The 19,663-nt window shown below is 67.9% G+C and carries 15 protein-coding genes; 9 read left to right on the forward strand and 6 right to left on the reverse strand.

Annotated elements, in window-relative coordinates:
• Positions 1-11: 11 nt before the first annotated feature.
• On the reverse strand, positions 12-1,223 hold the full coding sequence (locus tag ACLBX9_RS14540; RefSeq protein WP_010682996.1) for an ABC transporter substrate-binding protein: 1,212 nt from the start codon (positions 1,221-1,223) through the stop codon (positions 12-14).
• A 714-nt stretch (positions 1,224-1,937) separates the two neighbouring features.
• A complete protein-coding gene (locus ACLBX9_RS14545; RefSeq protein WP_447719427.1) occupies positions 1,938-3,470 on the reverse strand; it encodes an aldehyde dehydrogenase family protein in 1,533 nt (510 codons plus the stop codon).
• 182 nt (positions 3,471-3,652) lie between these two features.
• Between ACLBX9_RS14545 and ACLBX9_RS14550 the strand changes: the two genes are divergently transcribed.
• Both ACLBX9_RS14550 and ACLBX9_RS14555 read left to right on the forward strand, forming a co-directional pair.
• Positions 3,653-3,997 carry a winged helix-turn-helix domain-containing protein gene (locus ACLBX9_RS14550; RefSeq protein ID WP_447719428.1) on the forward strand — a complete coding sequence of 115 codons (345 nt, stop codon included), beginning with the start codon at positions 3,653-3,655 and terminating at the stop codon, positions 3,995-3,997.
• A gap of 471 nt (positions 3,998-4,468) precedes the next feature.
• Positions 4,469-5,548 (forward strand): helix-turn-helix transcriptional regulator, encoded by a 1,080-nt coding sequence (locus ACLBX9_RS14555; protein ID WP_447719429.1) that lies wholly within the window; start codon positions 4,469-4,471, stop codon positions 5,546-5,548.
• A 23-nt stretch (positions 5,549-5,571) separates the two neighbouring features.
• On the opposite strand, the gene ACLBX9_RS14560 is transcribed toward ACLBX9_RS14555, so the two are convergent.
• A complete protein-coding gene (locus ACLBX9_RS14560; RefSeq protein WP_447719430.1) occupies positions 5,572-6,507 on the reverse strand; it encodes a ribokinase in 936 nt (311 codons plus the stop codon).
• Between the two features lie 71 nt (positions 6,508-6,578).
• Between ACLBX9_RS14560 and ACLBX9_RS14565 the strand changes: the two genes are divergently transcribed.
• Both ACLBX9_RS14565 and ACLBX9_RS14570 read left to right on the forward strand, forming a co-directional pair.
• On the forward strand, positions 6,579-7,370 hold the full coding sequence (locus ACLBX9_RS14565; protein WP_010682990.1) for a GntR family transcriptional regulator: 792 nt from the start codon (positions 6,579-6,581) through the stop codon (positions 7,368-7,370).
• Positions 7,371-7,875: 505 nt separating this feature from the next.
• On the forward strand, positions 7,876-10,083 hold the full coding sequence (locus ACLBX9_RS14570; protein ID WP_447719431.1) for a CHASE domain-containing protein: 2,208 nt from the start codon (positions 7,876-7,878) through the stop codon (positions 10,081-10,083).
• Between the two features lie 118 nt (positions 10,084-10,201).
• Here the strand turns inward: ACLBX9_RS14570 and ACLBX9_RS14575 are convergent, their stop codons facing one another.
• A complete protein-coding gene (locus ACLBX9_RS14575; RefSeq protein ID WP_447719432.1) occupies positions 10,202-11,104 on the reverse strand; it encodes a trypsin-like serine peptidase in 903 nt (300 codons plus the stop codon).
• Positions 11,105-11,581: 477 nt separating this feature from the next.
• Here ACLBX9_RS14575 and ACLBX9_RS14580 point away from each other — a divergent pair, with 477 nt between their 5' ends.
• Positions 11,582-12,805 carry an FAD binding domain-containing protein gene (locus tag ACLBX9_RS14580; RefSeq protein WP_447719433.1) on the forward strand — a complete coding sequence of 408 codons (1,224 nt, stop codon included), beginning with the start codon at positions 11,582-11,584 and terminating at the stop codon, positions 12,803-12,805.
• A gap of 242 nt (positions 12,806-13,047) precedes the next feature.
• Here ACLBX9_RS14580 and ACLBX9_RS14585 read toward each other — a convergent pair whose 3' ends face one another.
• Both ACLBX9_RS14585 and ACLBX9_RS14590 read right to left on the reverse strand, forming a co-directional pair.
• A complete protein-coding gene (locus ACLBX9_RS14585; RefSeq protein ID WP_010682986.1) occupies positions 13,048-13,482 on the reverse strand; it encodes a hypothetical protein in 435 nt (144 codons plus the stop codon).
• A 121-nt stretch (positions 13,483-13,603) separates the two neighbouring features.
• A complete protein-coding gene (locus ACLBX9_RS14590; RefSeq protein WP_447719434.1) occupies positions 13,604-14,296 on the reverse strand; it encodes a TetR/AcrR family transcriptional regulator in 693 nt (230 codons plus the stop codon).
• Positions 14,297-14,394: 98 nt separating this feature from the next.
• On the opposite strand from ACLBX9_RS14590, the gene ACLBX9_RS14595 reads away from it, so the two are divergent.
• The 4 genes from ACLBX9_RS14595 (at position 14,395) to ACLBX9_RS14610 (ending at position 19,654) form a co-directional block, all read left to right on the forward strand.
• Complete coding sequence (locus tag ACLBX9_RS14595) at positions 14,395-15,267, forward strand: FAD binding domain-containing protein (protein WP_447719435.1); 873 nt, start codon at positions 14,395-14,397, stop codon at positions 15,265-15,267.
• The gene (locus tag ACLBX9_RS14600; protein ID WP_447719436.1) at positions 15,257-15,784 is read left to right on the forward strand and encodes a (2Fe-2S)-binding protein; all 528 of its coding nucleotides are present in this window, start codon (positions 15,257-15,259) and stop codon (positions 15,782-15,784) included. Before ACLBX9_RS14595 ends, ACLBX9_RS14600 begins: the two co-directional genes overlap by 11 nt.
• A complete protein-coding gene (locus ACLBX9_RS14605) occupies positions 15,781-18,165 on the forward strand; it encodes a xanthine dehydrogenase family protein molybdopterin-binding subunit (protein WP_447719437.1) in 2,385 nt (794 codons plus the stop codon). Before ACLBX9_RS14600 ends, ACLBX9_RS14605 begins: the two co-directional genes overlap by 4 nt.
• Before the next feature lie 253 nt (positions 18,166-18,418).
• Positions 18,419-19,654, forward strand: a complete 1,236-nt coding sequence (locus tag ACLBX9_RS14610) for an ABC transporter substrate-binding protein (RefSeq protein ID WP_447719438.1) — start codon at positions 18,419-18,421, stop codon at positions 19,652-19,654.
• The last annotated feature ends 9 nt before the right edge of the window (positions 19,655-19,663 follow it).

Raw genomic sequence — 19,663 nt, forward strand, 5'->3', positions numbered from 1 at the left:
CGTCCGGGTCCTCAGTTCGAGGACTTCTCCTTCAGGCGAACGACGCCGGCGTTCTTGGCGTCTTCGGCCTTGTCGTAGACGATCTTGCCGTCCTGCACCTTCCCGAACACGACCATGTTGCGCGAGATCGCGTTGTGGTCCTTGGCGGTGAAGGGCTTGTCGTAGGTGGTGACCACGCCCTCGACCTTCTCGTTCAAGTTCTCGAGGGCGGCGCGGATCTTCGGGCCGTCGGTGCCGCCCGCCTGCTTGATCGCCGCGGCCAGCAGGTAGATCGAGTCGTACGCCTGCGCACCCGCCACGGGGGTCGGGATCTTCGTGACGCCGTAGGTCTTGTAATAATTCTCCAGGAACGCCTTGCGCTTCGGCAGTGTCTGATCCTCGATGAAGGTCTGCGGCATGATCACGCCGTTGCCGTTCGCGCCGGCGATGTCGATGAAGCTCTGCATCGAGGACGGCCAGCTGGTGATCATCGGGACCTTCCAGCCGAGCTTGGCCATGCCGTTGGCGATCTGGGCCAGCTCCGGTCCGATCCCGTAGGCGAGGATCACGTCGGCGCCGGCCTGCTGCGCCTTGAGCAGCTGGGCCGTCATGTCGACGTCCTTGATGTTGAACTTCTCGACGGCGACGGGCTTCACGTTCTTGGTGGCGAGGTACTTCTCGATGTCCTCGCGCCCGAGCTGGCCGTAATTGGTGGAATCGGCGAGGACCGCGATCTTCTTGTGGTTCTGCGCCAGGGCCTCGTCGACCATAAGGCCCGCCTGGAGCACGTCGTAGGCGGAGTTCCGGAAGACGTAGTTGGAGTCGTAATCCGGCTCCTTGAACTGGTTCGTGATGATCGTCCCGGTGGCGACGTTGTTGAAGACCGGAATCTCGGCCTCCTGGTAGAAGCGCTGGGCGGCCAGCGCGACACCGGTGTTGATGAACCCGACGGTGGCGACCACCTTCTCCTTGTTGATCAGCTCCTGTGCGACCTGCGCGCCGACCTCGTTCTTGGCCTCGTCGTCGCGCTCGATGAGCTGGATGGGGCGGCCGAGCACGCCGCCGGCCTTGTTGATCTCGGCGGCTGCGAGCTTGGCGCCGTCGCGCATCGAGACGCCCATCGAAGACGAGCCGCCGGTATAGGGGCCACTCAGCCCGATCTTGATCGGGTCTGCAGCGTGTGCCGGCACCGCTGCGAGCGTGAACAAGAGCACGGCAGCAGCCGTGCGACCTGCGAAGACCATCATTTCCTCTCCAGACGAGCGTTTGCGTCGCGTGCCCTTCGTCGTGGCACTCTGGACGCAGGATCTCTTCGAATCAGGACGGGCCGTCAAGCTGCAAAGCCAACAAGCCCAAGATGATCAATACGGATTGTTCAAGGTCTTCGTTCGAGACCGCAACATGCGGCCGAAATTTCTGCGGCGCGGGGATCGCGTGGATTAAGAGCCGCGCCTGCACGTACAATCCGCCTTGCTGCGTTGTATCGGACTGACACCGCTGTCGCCCTGTCTCGCGCCGTGACCGATTGGCGCTCCGGGCATTTCCGGGGCGACCGAGAATGTCTCCGTCCTGAAGGTGAGGTCCGATCGTCTCGTCCCCGACCGGAGATGGGGCGGTCCGATGTAAGGACGGGTGGCCCGATCGCGCCGGATTCCGCAGGTCCGCTCCAAAACGTCGGCCAGAGCGGTCAGGCCGCTTCCGGCCAGACGCCATCGCAGCATGTTGCGGTCGCTTTCGAAACCAAGCCTTCGGCTTTGCGCGTTGCAGCGGCGCGGCTGCACTGACCTGTAACCCGAAGCGGAACCGTGCCGGAACGAGCGGCTCCGATGTCGAAGAGTACCGCGAGGCATATTTGACATGATTCAATCGGGCGACAGCCTCCAGATCCTCCGGGTGGCCATCGCCGCTGTCCTATCACGCCACAGCCGGCCCCACGGTCAGTGGGGCCGGCGCGGAAGTCAGAGCGATCCCAGGCGCGTGGTGATTGCCTTGGTCTCAAGGTAGTTTGACAGCACAGCCTGCCCCATCTCGCGCCCCCAGCCGGACTGCTTGTAGCCGCCGAACGGGAGCGCTGCGTCGAAGACGTGGTAGCAGTTGATCCACACCGTCCCGGCCCGGAGCCGGTGCGCGACCTGCTGGGCCCGGCCCGTGTCCTTACCCCAGACGCCGGCCGCGAGCCCGTAGACCGTATTGTTGGCCTCCGCGATCAGCGCGCCGTCCACCTCGTCGAAGGGCGTGGCGACCAGCACGGGCCCAAAGATCTCCTCGCGCACCACCTTCATGCCGGGGTTGGTGTCGGTGAGGATCGTCGGCGGCACGAAGTAGCCCTTCCCTGAGGGCACGGCATTGCCGCAGCCGATCGCCCTGGCGCCCTCGCTCTTTCCGGCCTCCAAGTAGCCGGTCACGCGCTCGTACTGGACCGCGGAGACGAGCGGACCCATCTCGGTGCCCGCGTCGAGCCCGTGGCCGAGCTTGATCTTGCCGGCCTCGGCCGCGATGCCCTCAACCACCTTGTCGAAGATCGAGCGGTGTACGAACAGGCGCGATCCGGCGTTGCAGCACTGGCCATGGTTGAAGAAGATCGCCGCGTTGGCGCCTGGGATGGCCAGCGACAGGTCGGCGTCGGGCAGGATGATGTTGGGGGATTTGCCGCCGAGTTCCAGCGACACGCGCTTCAGGTCGCCGGCCGCGGCCTTGACGATCAGCTTCCCGACTTCTGTGGACCCGGTGAAGGCGACCTTGTTCACGTCCGGATGCGCCGCGAGGGCCGCGCCCGCGGTCTCGCCGAAGCCGGCGATGATGTTGACCACGCCGCCGGGCAGGCCGGCCTCCAGCAGGAGTTCGCCGAGGCGCAGCGCGGACAGTGGCGTCTCCTCGGCGATCTTGAGCACCACGGTGCATCCGGTGGTTAGCGCCGGAGCGAGCTTCCAGGCTGCCATAAGCAGGGGGAAGTTCCACGGGATGATCTGCCCGACCACGCCGATCGGCTCGGGCCGCGTCACCGAGAAGAAGTCCGAGCCCGGGGCGGCGAGCGCCGAGATCGGGATCGACTTGCCTTCGATCTTGGTGGCCCAACCGGACATGTAGTGGAACATGTCGGCCGAGAGGGTGACGTCGGCGGCCTTGGCGACCGCGATGGGCTTGCCGTTGTCGATGGCCTCCAGGGCGGCCAGTTCGTCGGCATGCTCCAGGATCAAGTCTCCGATCCGATGCAGCAGGCGGCCGCGGGCCGAGGGCGTCATCCTGGGCCAGGGGCCGCTCTCGAAGGCCCGGCGGGCCGCCTTCACGGCGGCGTCGACGTCGGCCTTGTCGCCCTCGGCGACCTTGGCGATGACCTCGCCGGTGGCGGGATCGGTGACGTCGAAGGTCTTGCCGGATTGGGCGGGCACCCACTTTCCGTCGATGAGGAGCGTGCGGTCCTTGGACAGCCAGTCGCGGATCGCGGGCGGGATGGTCGGCGAGAGGGCCGGAATGTCGGCACGGACGTTCATGGCGCGTTGTCTCCCTGTTTTCATCGTCGACCGGAGCAATGTCCTGGCGGCGAGGGCCAGTCAGCTGCATCCGCGCGATGTACGCAGAAGGATATGGCGGTCCCGCGGGGGAGCAACCGCCTTGGCGCAAGGGTGTGGCGAACGGGAGTGATACACGCGTGGTGGGATCGAGGAAGGACGTGATGGCCCGGCTCAGTATTCGAATCGACTTGGAACCCGGCAACCGCGTCGGTCCGGGCAAGGTCCAGCTCCTGGAAATGATTGCGCAGCACGGCTCGATCAGCGCTGCCGGGCGGGCACTCGGCATGTCGTATCGCCGCGCTTGGCTGCTGATCGAAGACCTCAACAAGGGGTTCGGTCAACTCGTGGTCGAGGCGCAGATCGGCGGCAAGGCAGGAGGCGGCGCGCGGCTGTCGGCGTTCGGAGCTGATCTGGTCGCCCATTATCGCGCGATCGAGCGGGCGGCGGAGCTTGCGGCGGCGCCGTTCCTGGCGCGGATCTCGCCCTCCGCTCAGGGCAGCAGCTGAACGCCCGCCTTCTGGCGGACGGTGTCGCGACATCACGGTCTTCATTTGCATTGGGTCTGGCGGCAAGCGGCGCTGCGGAAGGCAGCGGTTCGGCCGTCTCACGGTTCACAGGGATCGACGTCCGTCGTGGCGGCTTTCTGCGCGGGTCTGGCAAGCATGTCCGAAGAGGGTAGCCGCGTTAGCAGGCTGACCGCACACGCGGATGGGCACAGCATCGGTCCCGGACCGGGGCCGGGCTTTCCATGGCGACGCGGCAGTCCAACGATCCAGCGGTGCGGATGGGTGTGATTGTCGGCCATCCAGCAGAGCTCAGCTGGGATAGGCCCGTCCGGAACGTGGATCGGCTGAGACCGCTCCTGATCGATGACCGTCCAAATTTTGCATCCTCCATATAGATGATGCCGGAGCCGCTTTTGGACTGATATTGGTCCTATCTGTGAGAGGACGCTCTTCCAGTGACGAGGCCGAACTGTGCTCGAAGCGCTCATCGATCGAATTTATGAGGCTGCGGGCTCACCCAAGCTCTGGGCCGAAGCCATACGGTGGTTCAACAATTATGCCGAGGCGGACCGAAGCTCGCTGATCGTCGTCCCACAGTCCGGGTCCGCGCGCTGGATCGCCTCCTCCTCCCCCGAATGCAGATCCACCTCCGTTGTTGCCTCGCCCGCCCTTCGCAATACGGGCCGCAACACGCAATGGCAGACGCTCGCGCATAGCCGGTTCGTTCAGGACGTCGAGGGCGCATTCGTCTGCTGCGGCAGCGAGCTGTGCCGCAGCAACGAACTCGCGTGGCGGGCCGGAACGGCGATCCAACTTCCCGCCGGCGATCTCGCGATCGTCACCGCTGAGCGGCGCGCCGAAAGCGGCCCCTTCGAGACAGGCGCTCTCTCCCGCCTCGACGCCCTGAGGCCGCACTTGGTCCGCGCGTGCCACCTGAGTGCGCAGTTCGGCTACGAGCGCGCGCGGGTCACCGCGGCGGCACTGGACCATATCGGACTTCCGGCCGCCATCCTGACCGCGTCCGGCCGAATCCTGGCCACCAACACATGCTTGCAGGGAAGCCACGAACGAATAGCGTCAGGCCAGCACAGCGAAGTGTTATTCAGGCATTTCTCAAGCAGCAAGTCACTGCACGACGCGATCAGCTTGGTCGCGGACGGCCGCCGCCTCTCGTCGACCCTACCGGTGCGCGCTGTCTCCGATCATCGTGCCTTCATCGCCCACATCCATCGCATCGCGAGGCCGGAGAACGACATCTTCGATGCGTCCGCGATGCAGTTGATCCTGAGGAAGATCGGCGTCCCGCCCGCGCCCGACAACGATCTGCTGCATCTCCTGTTCGACCTGACTCCCGCGGAGGCCCGGCTTCTGCGAGCGCTCGCCGGTGGACTGCGCTTACAGCTTTACGCTGAGAATACAGGTGTCCAAGCCAGTACCGTGCGAAGCCAACTCAGATCGATTTTCATCAAGACGGGAACGAATCGCCAATCGGAACTGCTCAGCATTGTCGCGTCGATCTCGACATTCAGCGGCGCTTCGGCGAGCCTCTGACAGCGGGCTGGCGCCGCGCCGCGTCAAGTCTCCGTAGCGTTCCGCTCCACGAAGGCCGCGAGCGTGCGCGCGGACGGAAAGCTCCCGAAGGCGCCGAAGTGCAGCGTGGTAAGCGCGCCGCACGCGGCAGCGCTCTGCAAGGCGTCTTCCAACGGTTTGTCAGCGAGCAGGCCGGCAATGAGCCCGGCCGAGAAGGCGTCGCCTGCGCCGACCGTGTCGACGGCAGCCACCTCGAAAGCCGATTGATGAAATGGCCGAGCCTGCTTTCTGAAGGCGACCGCACCGCGCGATCCCAGCGTGACGATCAACAGTTCCAAGCCGCCGCCGAGAAGCCTCTCGATCTCGGGTGTGGCCTGCAGCGCCCCGTCACTCTGGCTGGCTGCGCCGAGCCCGAGCGCGTTGGCTTCCACCGCGTTGACGACGAGAATCGATGTCTGGGCAAGAATCGATGGCGCGATCGGGCGAAAGGGCGATGGATTGAGCAGGGTCTTGATTTCTCGCGCCCGAGCTAGCGCAAAAGCTGCTTCGATGGGCGCGTCCGGGCTCTCGAATGTCGCAGCCACGAGATCCGAACGATGCAGGCGCGGAGCGAAGGCGCGGACATCCGCGGCCGTGAGCGCGTTGTTGGCGCCGAGGCACACGGCGAGACAGTTTTCCCCGGCGGGATCGACGAAGGCGACGCCTGCGCCCGTCGAGCCCTCGCGATGCACCAGCATCTCCGACGTGAAGCCGACCTGCGCGAAGGTCGATGAGATGAGGGAGGAAAACATGTCCTCTCCGACGGAGAAGATGCCGTCCACGCCGATGCCCAGGCGGCTCAGCGCGAGGGCAAGGTTGAAGCCTTTCCCGCCAGGCTCCGCCAGGAAGGCCGATCCGCTGAGAGACTCACCCGCAAGCGGCAGCCGTGTTACTTTGACAGAACAGGCGACAACGACGCTGCCAACGACGAAGACCTGCATGTCGCGCTCGGATCCCGATCAGCCTAGGATATAGTACCGGAGCGCGGCAGGAAGTGCGATTCGGAATCCAGATGACAGACGGCGACGCCGGAACTCTCGCTGCGACAGGCAATCGTCCTTCCGTTCTGTCGCTCGTGCGTCTGCGCGACGATACCGCCATGCCGCTCTATCGGCAGATCGAAGAGCAACTGCGCGACCTGATCCTGTCGGGCTCACTGCCGCCTGGCGTCATTTTGCCGGCCGAGCGACAACTCGCCGATCGTCTCGGTGTCAGCCGCATCACGGTTCAGCGCGCCTATGCGGAATTGCGCGACGACGAGCTACTCGTGCCGCGCGGACGCTCAGGCTTCGTCGTGCGGCATCGGCCTGAGCCAGTCCGGCCCGGGATGGACCGCCTCAAGGGGTTCACGGAAGAGATGCGCGAGTTGGGCAAAATCCCCTCCTCGCGCGTTCTGGAGCGGGTGATCACGGAAGATCGTTCCATCGCGTCCATCTTCGGTTTGCCGTCAACATCACCCTTCCTGAGACTCATCCGGGTTCGGTCCGGCGACGGCGTACCGATGTCGCGCGAGATCGCCTGGTACAACGTCAGGGCCGTGCCGGGTCTTGAGACCGGCGACTTGTCGGGTTCGGTCTACGCGTTCCTGGCACAACATGAGGGCGGCCGTCTTGTACGCTGCGACCAGACGGTCGAAGCCACAATGCCAACCCCTGCAGAGTGCGAGATCTTCGGTTTCGACACGCCGATGCCATGCCTGTTGATCAAGCGGCACAGCTACAATCAGCATTCCGTCATGATCGAATATGTTGAAGGTCTATTCCGGGGCGATGTTTATCGATACCGATTGAGTCTCAGTAATTAGAAATCTTGGTGCTTTTTAATTCATCGATCGATATGACCTCCTGCGGAAGCAGGTTGCGAATATGCCGACAATCGAGTCGTCCGCGTTCGCAGCCAAATATGCGCCTGCATCCCAATGAGCCGCATTGCCGTCGCGGGTCGAGGTATCGCGTGGGGACTTCGGCGCGAGGTTGGCCGGCTGCTCCTTCGGGATGCCGTGGAACGGCTTCGCGCCGAACCGGCGCATCGGCATCGTCCGGCTCTGATCGACGGACGCCAACCTCAGACCGAGGACAGGCCGGGGAGCAGCATCATTCGCCGAACCGCCCCCGTGGCGCCATCATCGGCTTCCAAGCCGTCGCCGGTCCAACAAACGGGCCGCTCTCCACATTCGGTCGCGCCACTTGCCCTCTCCCAAACCGCCGCCAAGCCTTGTCGAGCGCCCGCCATCGACGAGATCCCGGGCGACGAAGACGGCCCGCTGGATTCCGCCTGCAATCCTGGCCGCAGGCCTGATCGCGACCGGGTTGAGCACCGCCCTGATCTGGCGGGCGGCGAAGCTGCGGGACCGCCTGACCTTCGAGCACGCCACCGAGATCGAGTTGCGCACGATCGAAGACCAATTCCGCACCTACACGGCCCTTCTGCGCGGCGGCGCCGCCCTGTTCGCTGCGAAGAACGACAGCGTCACGCTGACCGAGTTCCGGGCGTACGTGCAACGGATTGAATTCCAGGGCCTGTATCCGGGTTTCCTGGGGATCGGCTTCACGCCGACCATACCGGCCTCCGAGCGGGAGCGCTTCGCCGCGCGGGCCGATGCGTTGGGCGTTGCCGACTTCCGCGTGCGCCCAATCACCGACAACACGATGATCAGCCCGGTCCTGTTCGCCGAGCCGCCCAACCCGCGCAACCAGGCCGCAATCGGCTTCGACGTGATGTCTGACCCCGTCCGGCGCGACATGGTCGAGCGTGCGCGCGACACCGGCCATCCGGCGGCCTCGGCTCGCATCCAGCTCGTGCAGGAGATCGACGCGAACAAGCAGGCCGGCTTCCTGGTAGCCATGCCGGTCTATGCAGGGGGGATAGTGCCCCCGAACCTCGACGAGCGGCGGCGAAAATTCCTCGGCTTCGTCTTCGGCGCGTTCCGTGCCGACGACCTGTTCGGAAGCATCGTGGCGGCCGAGGCCGGTGAGGACGCCGCCTTCGCGATCTACGATGGTGCGCCGGAAGAGGCGACGCTGCTGCACCGCTCGCGCGGATCGTCCGCCGGAACATCCGGCCGACTGAGGCGAGCGGCAAGCCTCGAACTCGGCGGCCGCACTTGGACGGTCCTCTTCCAGCAACGGGTTTCGCCTCGGCAATCCTCGGCGCTTCCGGAGATCTGGCTCGTGTGCGGCGGCGGCTTGTTCGCGACGACGCTGCTGGGGTTGGCAGCCTATCGGCAGCGTCGCACTCAGGACGAGATCCGTCGGTTCAACGCGTCTTTGGAAGCGCGGGTCGAGGAGCGGACGCGTGATCTCCGAGCCGCGGCCGACCGCCTCCGGGAGGCCGGCGAGGAGCGGGCGCGGATGGAGGACGTGCTGCGTCAGTCGCAGAAGATGGAGGCGGTCGGCCAACTCACCGGCGGCCTGGCCCACGATTTCAACAACCTGCTGGCGGGCATCTCAGGTTCGCTGGAGTTGATCGAGACCCGCATCGGCCAGGGCCGGTCCAAGGATGTGGGCAAATACATCGCCGCCGCCCAGGGCGCCTCAAAGCGGGCCGCGGCGCTGACACACCGGCTGCTCGCGTTCTCGCGGCGTCAGACGCTGGCGCCCAGGACGATCGACGCGAACGCGCTGGTGGATGGGATGCTCGACTTGATCCAGCGGACGGTCGGGCCGAGCGTGGAGGTCCGGCGCGTGAGTGTTGACAGCCTCTGGCCCGCGCTGGCGGACCCTTCCCAGCTCGAAAGCGCCCTTCTGAACCTGTGCATCAACGCGCGGGACGCCATGCCGGATGGCGGCAAGATCATCATCGAGACGGACAATCGCTTGATCGATCGCCACCAAGCGGCCGTGCTGGACATCCCGGACGGTGAGTACCTTTCCCTGTGCGTGACCGATACCGGCACCGGAATGCCGCCGGAAATCGTGGCTCGGGCGTTCGACCCATTCTTCACGACCAAGCCGATCGGCGAAGGCACGGGCTTGGGCCTCTCGATGATCTACGGGTTCGCCATGCAGTCCGGCGGTCAGGCTCGGATCAACTCGACCGTTGGCGCCGGCACCACGGTGTGCATCTACCTCCCCCGGCACCACGGCGTGGCACAGGTGGACGGGTCCGATCCCGTGAAGCGCCCGATCGCCCAGGCCGAGACCGGCGAGGCCGTGCTGGTGGTGGACGATGAACCGACCGTGCGTATGCTCATCACCGACGTGCTGAGCGACCTCGGCTACACGGCTGTCGAGGCTGCGGATGGATCGAGTGGCCTTCGGGTGCTGCAATCGGACGCGCGGGTCGACCTGCTGGTCACCGATGTCGGCCTGCCAGGCGGCATGAATGGGCGCCAGCTGGCCGACGCCGCGCGAGTTGGCCGCCCGCACCTGAAGGTGCTGTTCATCACCGGCTACGCGGAAGCTGCGGTGCTCGGCGACGGTGATCTGGAACCCGGCATGGAGGTGCTGACCAAGCCTTTCGCGGTCGACGTTCTGGCCGCCCGCATCCGCGAGATGCTCGCTCGTCGAACCGCGTGACCCGGCGACACGGCGACACGGCGATGACATCCGCGATGACCGGAGCGGGTCGCCTCATGAAGGTCCGGGAATGCGCCGGGTCGATGCCGTGCCGGGTTCGGAGACGCCGACAGGTCGCTCAGCGCTGGCCAGCCGACGCAGGCGTTCGTGCGGGGTTGAGTGCTTCACCTCGTTCGGCCGCCGGCCCCTTCAAGGCTGCCTCGACGGCCGTCCGGAAGCTGCTGACCGGTACCGCGATCGAGGTGCCGGTCGTCGCACTGGCCACGAGGATGCCGACGATCGCAGGCTCGTCGTCGCGCAGGATCAAGGCCGAGCCGGACTCACCGGGCGCGACACGACAGTAATGCTGGAGCAGCGGCAGGGCGGCGGGTTCGTAACGCGCTTGGCAGCCGCGCTCGACGCTGACGATCTGGTTTGCGTAGGATTTGTAGCCGGCGTGGACGATGCCGATCAGCATCGTGGCTCGGGCGTCCGGGCCGATGGCCCGGCTCAGGCCCAGCGGTTTCAGCGATATCGGTTCGGCGAGTTCCACAATGGCCCAGTCGCGGCCGAGATCCTCGCGGCTGGTACCGAAGCGATAGGCGTCGGGCTTGATGTAGGCCTTGGCGATGGAGTGCGCCGTGTAGCGGCCCTGCTCGTAGCCGGCCACGAAGTGCACACCGGCAGGGTCGGCCCAGCGCTCCCGCGCGCGGTCCCACAGGCAGTGCGCGGCCGTGAGTGCGTGACGCGGCCCGACCAGCGTCGCCGTGCAGTACTGCCGACTTCCCGGCCCGGTCACGACGTTCAGCTTGCCCACTGCACTCAACGGCCAAGTGCGGGGGTCGAGATCGGGCGTGGGTGCCTGCGGCAGCGGCTGCACCATCGACTGCGCTTGCGCGACCGGAGCCGCCGCAAGACAGAGCATCGCATAGAAGACGCCTTGCCAGATGGGTCCCGTGAACGAACGGCGTGGTCGACCTGAACCGGAGACGCAGCACAGGTTCGAACGCAGGGCGTGCCGCCAATATTGCAGCCAGATCATGTCAGCTCCAGCGTGATCAAAGGGCGATCGAAATCGCTCCGGTAGTTCCCCTAGGCTTCGCTTCGTGGGTGTCGGGTCATCGTCGCACATGCCTGTGGCCCGGGCGTCGCGGACGCTTCAGTAGCCGTCCTTGAATCCGAGACTGAGACCGAGTGTAGTGAAGATGCGGCCGCCTCCCAGGGCGGCGTCCAACGTGCCGCATCTGCATCGTGGCGCGGCCGGACTTCATCTCAGAGCCGAACGGCGAGGCCGACGCTTCGTTTGTCGCGCGTAGCCGCTCCGTCGGCGACGCGCATCTCCGCACGTGCCGGGACTGGCGTGGCGATTTCGGCCGAAAGCGGCATGGCTGTCTCTGCGCCGGCCCGCTCAAGATCGATCGCGCTCCCGCCGAGCCGGCAATGTGGCACGGCTTGGTAAAGCGTCCGGTTACAGCCATTCTGCTCGCCGTCGGGACCGCCGTCCCGGTTCGAGGGCTGCATGAAGCGACTGGACGTAGCCGTGATCGGCGGTTCGATTGCCGGACTGACCGCGGCATGCCTGCTCGCACGGGGCGGCCATACCGTGTCGGTGTTCGAGCGCTCGGCGGGACCGCTTACCGGCCGTGGGGCGGGGATCGTCACGCATCCAGGGCTTCGGACGGTGCTGGCGCGCTGCGGCACCCCGGCCGGCGTGGAGGATCTCGGCGTGACGGTGGAAGGCCGCAGGGTCCTTGATCAAAAGGGTCGTGTGATCGCTGAAGGCAGCCTGCCGCAGATCCTCGCGGGCTGGGGCCGACTCTACCGCCGTCTGCTGGATGCTTTGCCTCCGGACACAATCCGCTTCGGCGCGACGCTCACCACGGTCGCGCACGAGGGAAACCACGTCGTAGCGCGTTTCGAGGACGGACATCGGATCGCGACGGATCTCCTGATCGGAGCCGACGGGCAGTTCTCGACGGTGCGGGCCGGATTCCTGGGCGGCGTCGTGCCGACCTATGCGGGCTACGTGGCGTGGCGCGCGGTCGTGGACGCCGCGGTCCTCTCGCGTGCGACCCAAGAGGCGATCTGCGGCCACTTTGCATTCTGCCTGCCGCCGGGCGAGCAGATCCTCGGCTATCCTGTCTCCGGCCTTGAAGACGGTGACGGGGCCAAGCGGTGCTTCAACGCAGTCTGGTACAGGCCGACCCCGGAGACCGCGCTCAACGCGCTGCTGACAGATGCGGGCGGGATCCGCCACGCCCTTTCCATTCCGCCGGGCCGGATCAAGACCGAAGTGCTTGCGGCGATGCGCGCCGACGCGGAGAGGATCCTCGCGCCGCCGTTCACCGAGGTCATGCTGCGCGCCAATGGGCCGTTCCTGCAGGCGATCCTGGACATCGAGACGCCGACCATGGTCCCGGCCCCCGGCGTCGCGCTCATCGGGGATGCCGCTTTCGTGGCCCGGCCCCATGTCGGGATGGGCGTAACCAAAGCCATGGAGGACGCGGCCGCCCTGGCCGACGCCCTCGACGCAGCGGCCGGAGACGTCGAAGCAGGACTCGCCGCCTTCGATGGCCGGCGATGTGGATACGGCGCCGCGATCGTGGCGCGGGGCCGGGAGTTGGGCGCCTACCTGCAGGCGCAGCAGAGGGGCGCAGCCGAGCGGTCAGCGGCGGAACGGTTCCGCAGCCCTGAGGCGGTCATGGCCGGAACGGCGGTCCCACCGGACCTAGCCCCCGGTTAAGGCGCTGCGGATCGGGGCGCGACACGCGCCACGACAGGCGATCCGGAAGCTTTAGCCCATCAAGCTGCGCTTTATCCTGAGGCGCCGGAGCGCGGCGGAGGAGGAGGCGACGGAGCCGCCAGAGGTCGCGCGACTGGAGTAGCCTTCCTTCGAGGCCCGCTGACACCGGCACCTCGGGACGCGGGCTGGACGGTATCACTCCCATTTGGGCGCTGCGCGGATCAGTCCGCAGTGTCGTCGAGTCAGGCTGCGCGACGGGTCACCTCCGCGCGCACCGCGGCTGGAAGGGCGAGGGGCGCGTTGGCGCTGTCCAAGAACTCGACGGTGGTGAAGATCAAATCCGTGTCGCCGATGTTGGCGAGGTCGTGGGTCATCGACTCGCCCAGCCCGAACGACAGGTGCTGGATGTCGCCTGACCGGTAATCGACCTCCGCGACGCGCCCGTCGCCGTAGTGCGAGCGGGCCCGCCCCGCCGTGACAGCGGTCCAGAAGTAATCGAGCACGTGCGTGTGGAACCCGATTCGCTCCCCGGGCGCCAGGACGATGGTCCAGACCCGGCAGCGGGCGTCCTCCGAGAGAAGCCGGGTGCCGACACAGCCGTTGTCCCGCGCCGCAGCGAACTCCTGAGCCAGCTCCGGCGGCAGCGCCGCCGAGCTCGGTTCTATTCCTTGGGTCATGACGTTCCTCCGGCCCGCGAGGCTAATGCAGTTCCCGCGAAAGTCATCGGTGCGGCGGCCCGTTTCGGTAACGCCGCGGGTCGGACCGGGCATCCTGTGATCCGGGGATCCCGGGACGGACCTAGATCGAGTCGTCAGATCGCGCGGCGGTCACAACCCGGCGGTGTGTCGCGAGCAGCCCCGGCAGGGCGGCGTCAAGCATCGCGGCTCGGACCGCGTCGCGGTCCGCCGTTCCGTCCATGCCGTAGACCCGCGAGCGCAGGCCGACATAGACCAGGGCACCGTGGATACCGAACAGGAGCTCGAATTCGTCGGCGGCAAGCGGCTGCACCTCCGGGTCCGGCAGGTTCGACTCGGCGCGCATCCCGGCGAGCAGCGGCGCGAAGATGCGCGCGCGGACCATGCCGAGGTAGCGGCTCGGCAAATCGAACCCCTTGAGACCGGCCGACACGAAGATCCGGAGCCACGCGTAGTCGTCGATCCGGCGCTGGTAGTCGATCTCGAAGCGCCGGAAGCGCTCGAGGACGGGGAGCGCGGGGTCGCGCACCGTCGCCTCCCAGCCGGGATCCCAACGCCTGAGATAGACCTCCTCGTAGATGCGCTCGATCAGCGCCGCCTTGGTCGGGAAGTAGCGGAAGAGCAGCGGCTGCGTGATGCCCAGCCGGCGGGCGAGCTCCCGGGTGTGCCCGTCGAGGCCGACCTCGGCGAAGTAGGCGACCGCGCCCTCGACGATCTGGCGCTCGCGGGCCTCCGGATTCAGCCGCCGGCCGGTCGGCACGCGACCGTCGCTGTCCGCCGGCCTGCTTGACGCCATCTCGGTTTCGCCTTCTATTGAGCGAACGATCAATAAGGGCCACCAGCCTGTCCCATCGGGGCGGTCATGGGCAAGCCCATCGGGAGGAGGACCAGGGCTTGAAGGCGCCCGACTTCGCCTACGCGCGTCCGGCCTCGCTCGACGCGGCCCTCGCCCTGCTCGCCGAGCACGGGGAGGACGCCCTTCCGCTGGCGGGCGGCCAGAGCCTCGTCACGGCCCTCAACATGCGGCTCTCGGCGCCCGGCCTGCTGGTCGACCTCAACGCGATCCCCGAACTCACCGGCATCTCGGAGGCCGGCGGCACCGTGCGGATCGGTGCCATGACGCGCCACCGCGACGTCGGGACCGCGGCGCTCGTGCGCGACCGCCTGCCGCTGCTCGCCGCCGCCCTCCCGCACATCGCCCATCCGGCGATCCGCAACCGCGGCACAATCGGCGGCTCGGTGGCGCTGGCCGATCCCGCCACTGAATGGCCCGCCTGCTGCCTCGCCGCCGGCGCTTCGATCGTGGTGCGCGGCCACGGGGCCGAGCGGCGCGTCCCGGCGGACGATTTCTTCCAGGGCCTCTACACGACGGCCCTGAAGCCCGGCGAGATCGTCACGGCGATCGAGTTCCCGGTTCCGGGGACCGACGCGGTCTGGGGCTTCGAGGAATTGTCGCGCCGCCACGGCGACTACGCCCTCGTGGGCCTCGCGGCGACCGGGCGGCGGTCCGCGGGCGGCGTGTCGGACCTGCGCCTCGCCTTCTTCGGCGTGGCCGACCGGCCGGTGCTCGCCCGCGCCGCCGCGGCGGCCCTGGAGGCCGGCGATCTCGCGGGCGCTCAGGCGGCACTCGCCGGTGAGCTCGACCCGCCGGACGACCCGACGACCAAGGCCGCGACGCGGCTCCACCTCGCCCGCGTGATCCTCGGCCGCGTGGCGGCGAGGATGCGCGGCGGCAGCGCGCAGGAGGGCGGTCCCGATGGCGCCTGAGAGTCCAGACCGCGCGCACGCGGTCGCCTTCACACTGAACGGCGAGGCCGTGCGAGCGCACGTCCCGGCCCGGATGCATCTCGGAGACCTCCTGCGCCAGTCCTTCGGCCTCACCGGCGTGCATCTCGGCTGCGAGCATGGCGTGTGCGGCGCCTGCACGATCCTGGTCGACGGCCGGGCTGTCCGCGCCTGCCTGATGCTCGGCGTCCAGGCCGACGGCGCCACCGTCGAGACCGTGGAGGGGCTGACCGAGAGCGGCCGCATCCGCGACCTGCAGGACGCCTTCCACGCCCGCAACGCCCTGCAATGCGGCTACTGTACCCCCGGCATGCTGGTGACGGCCGCCGAGTTCCTGGACGACGCGGACGCGGCGGCGTCGCGGGAAGAAATCCGCGCGGCGATCGCGGGCAATTACTGCCGCTGCACCGGCTACCACGCCATCGTCGACGCAATCGCGGCGACCGCCGAGGCGCGCCAGCAAGGTCGCAGGAATGCCGGCCGGGAAGCTGCCGAATGAGCGCGGATCCCGCCGGCCTCACCTTCCTCGACCGGCCGAACAGCTATATCGGCCGCTCGGTCCCGCGGCCGAACGCGCGGCGGCTCCTCGAGGGCCGGGGCGTCTACGTGGACGACGTGGCCGTCGCCCGCCTCGGCCACGTCGCCTTCCTGCGCAGCCCCCACGCCCACGCCCGCATCGTCGCCCTGGACACCGCGGACGCCAAAACGATGCCCGGCGTGATCGCCGTGGTGACGGGGCCCGAACTGGCGGCCGTGTGCACGCCGTGGGTCGGCGTGCTCGGCCACTTCAAGGGCCTGCGCTCGGCGCCCCAGCACGCCCTGGCCCTCGACCGGGTGACCTGGGTCGGCGAGCCGTTCTGCGCGGTCGTCGCCCGCAGCCGGGCCGAGGCCGAGGACGCGCTGGCGGCGATCCTGGTCGAGTTCGACCCGCTCCCCGCCGTGGTCGACATGGAGACGGCGCTCGATCCCGCGACGCCGCCGATCCACGCCGAGCTCGGCGACAACCTCGCCTTCGAGCGCGTCCTCGACGTCGGCGACGTCGACGCGGCCTTCCGCGACGCGGCCCTGGTGGTCGAGGAGACGTTCCAGTTCGGCCGGCACACGGGCGTGTGCCTGGAGCCGCGGGCGATCCTGGCCGACTGGGCGGCGGCGGACGGGATGCTCACCGTCCACCACTCCTTCCAGGCGCCGCACATGATGCAGGACATCCTGTGCAAGCACCTCTCGCTGGCGGAAGGCGCCGTGCGGGTGATCTGCAAGGATGTCGGCGGCTCCTTCGGGATCAAAGTCCACATCTACCCCGACGAGATGGCGACCTGCGCGCTGGCGCTGATGCTGAAGCGCCCAGTCAAGTTCGTCGCCGACCGGCTGGAGAGCTTCCAGAGCGACATCCACGCCCGCGACCACCGGGTCACGGCGCGGATGGCCTTCTCGGCCGCGGGCGACATCCTCGCCCTCGACATGGACGACCTCACGGGCATCGGGCCCTACTCGGTCTACCCGCGCACCAGCGCGGTCGAGGCCAACCAGGTCGTCAACCTGACCGGCGGCCCCTACCGACATCAGCACTACCGGGCCCGGGCCCGCGTCGTGCTCCAGAACAAGGCGCCGACCTGCCAGTACCGGGCGGTGGGCCACCCGATCGCTACGATGGTCGCCGAGGGGCTCGTGGACATGGGCGCCGCCCGGCTCGGCCTCGACCCCCTGGCCGTGCGCGAGCGGAACGTCATCCCCGACGACGCCTACCCGTGCGCGGGCGTCTCGGGGATCAAGCTGGAGAAGCTGTCCCACCAAGCGGCGCTCGCCAAGCTCAAGGCGATGATGGATTACGACGGCATCAGGGCCGAGCAGGCCCGTCTGCGCGATAAGGGGATCCACCGGGGCATCGGGCTCGCGGCCTTCATCGAGATCACCAACCCGTCGGCGGCCTTCTACGGGGTCGGCGGCGCGCGCATCTCCTCCCAGGACGGCTGCACGATCCGGCTCGATCCGCAGGGCGGCGTCGTCGCGTCGGTCAGCGTCACCGAGCAGGGCCAGGGCACCGAGGGCATCATCGCGCAGATCGTGGCCACCGCCACGGGCGTGCCGATGGACAAGGTCCGGGTGATCTCGGGCGACACGCAGACGACCCCCTACGGCGGCGGCACCTGGGCCTCGCGCGGGGCCGGCATCGGCGGCGAGGCCGCGTGGCAGGCCGGCAAGGCCCTGCGCGGCAACGTCCTGGCAGTGGCGGGGGCGATCCTGCAGGCCGATCCCGGGAGCCTCGACGTCCGCGACGGCGCCGTGGTGGATGCCGCCACCGGGACCGAGCGCATGTCCCTCGCGGAACTCGGCCGCATCGTCTATTTCCGCCCCGACACGCTGCCGCCGGGGGTGCAGCCCGAATTCATGGCGACCCGGCACTACGTGCCGAAGGACTATCCCTTCGCGTTCACCAACGGCGTGCAGGCCTCCTACGTCGAGGTCGACACCGAGACGGGCTTCGTGCGGCTGCTCAAGCACTGGTGCGTGGAGGATTGCGGTACCGTGCTCAACCCGCTCCTCGTCGACGAGCAGATCCGCGGCGGCATCGTCCAGGGGATCGGCGGGGCCCTGTTCGAGCACTGCCTCTACGACGGCGAGGGCCAGCTGCTGAACGGGTCGATGGCCGACTACCTCGTGCCGATGGCCGGCGAGATGCCTGACATCGAAGTCGCCCACGTGGTCTCGGCCACCGCGTCGTCCGAGATCGGCGCCAAGGGCGCGGGCGAGGCCGGCACCGCCGGCGCGCCGGCGGCGATCGTCAACGCCATCAACGACGCGCTCGCGCCGCTGAACGCCCGTGTCGCGCGCCAGCCGGTGACACCCGAGGTGGTACTGGAGGCGCTGGGTTTGATCTGACATCGCGCACGGGACAAGCTCCCGTCCAATCCATCCCCCTGATCCTGAGGTGACCGCGGAGCGGGCCTCGACGGAGGGCTTCAGGGATCGCGGCGCTGTCTGGAGGACTCCTTCGAGGCCTCCGCTGCGCTCCGGCACCTCAGGATGAGGTCGAGGGTGGGATGGAGGCGAGCACAGGCATCGACGAGGGAGGGGGCACGGTCCAACGAAGAGACCGGTCCCGATGAGGAAACGCCGACGGAGGAACGCAGGAATGGGAACGGGCTTCGACAGGCGCCGGCTGCTTCAGGGCAGCGCTGCCGCATCCGCGCTGGCGCTCGCCGCACCGGCGCTCCTGCGCTCCGCGATCGCGCAGGGAGGCCCAATCCGCATCGGCTTCCCAGTCCCGCTCACTGGCGCCTTCGGCGCCGAGGCGAACGACCAGGTGCGCGCCGCCCAGCTCGCCATCAAGGAGTTCAACGAGGCCGGTGGCTTCCAGGGCCGGAACGCCGAACTCCTCGTGCGCGACGACAAGCTCAACCCCGGCGAGGCAGCGACCCGGACTCTCGAACTCATCGAGAAGGACAAGGTCAACTTCCTGGTCGGCGGCCTCTCGGCGGCCGTGACCCTGTCGACCAACAACGTCGCCCGCGAGCGCGGCGTGATCTACAACTCGATCAGCCAGTCCGACGCGATCAACGAGGCCAAGGATTTCGGCCGCACCACCTTCCACGAGGCCCTGAACCCGCACATGACCGCGGGCGCGGTCGGCCGCTACGTCTTCCCGAAGTCGGGCAAACGGGTCGCCTTCCTCAGCGCCGACTACGCCTACGGCCACGAGATGATGCGCGGCTTCAAGCGCGCCGGCGAGGCCTCAGGCATCGAGGTTGTGGCCGACATCCGCCACCCGATCGGCGCCTCCGACTACTCGGCCTTCCTGCCGCGGATCGCCGCCCTCAAGCCCGACGTGCTGTGCCTGTGCAATTTCGGCCGGGACCAGGTCGTCTCAATCCAGCAGGCCACCGAGTTCGGCCTGAAGCGCAATACCAAGCTGGTGGCGCCCGTCCTTCTCTTTACCGCCCGCAAGGCCGGCGGCGACGCCTTCGACGGCGTGATCGGCGGCACCTCCTACTACTGGCGCCTGGAGGACAGCGTGCCCTCCGCCAAGGCGTTCAATGATCGGTTCCGCGCTGCCTATAACGGTGCCGTGCCGTCCGATTACGGCGCGCTGGGCTATGCCGGCGTCCGCTCGGTGCTGGAGGGGGTCAAGGCCGCCGGGTCGGTCGAGACCGACAAGGTCGTGGCCGCCATGGAAAACCTGAAGGCCGATTTCTACAAGGGGCCGCAGAGCTTCCGGAAATGCGACCATCAGTCGGTGCAGTCGGTCCTGATCGTCGAGTCGAAGTCGAAGGACATGAAGACCCCGGACGACGTCTTCACGATCCTCGGCACCGAGGGACCCGACGAGCGCTTCCTGCGCGGATGCGACGAACTCGGCCACAAGGCGTGAGGCGCGTCC

Source organism: Methylobacterium sp. A49B, assembly GCF_053346215.1.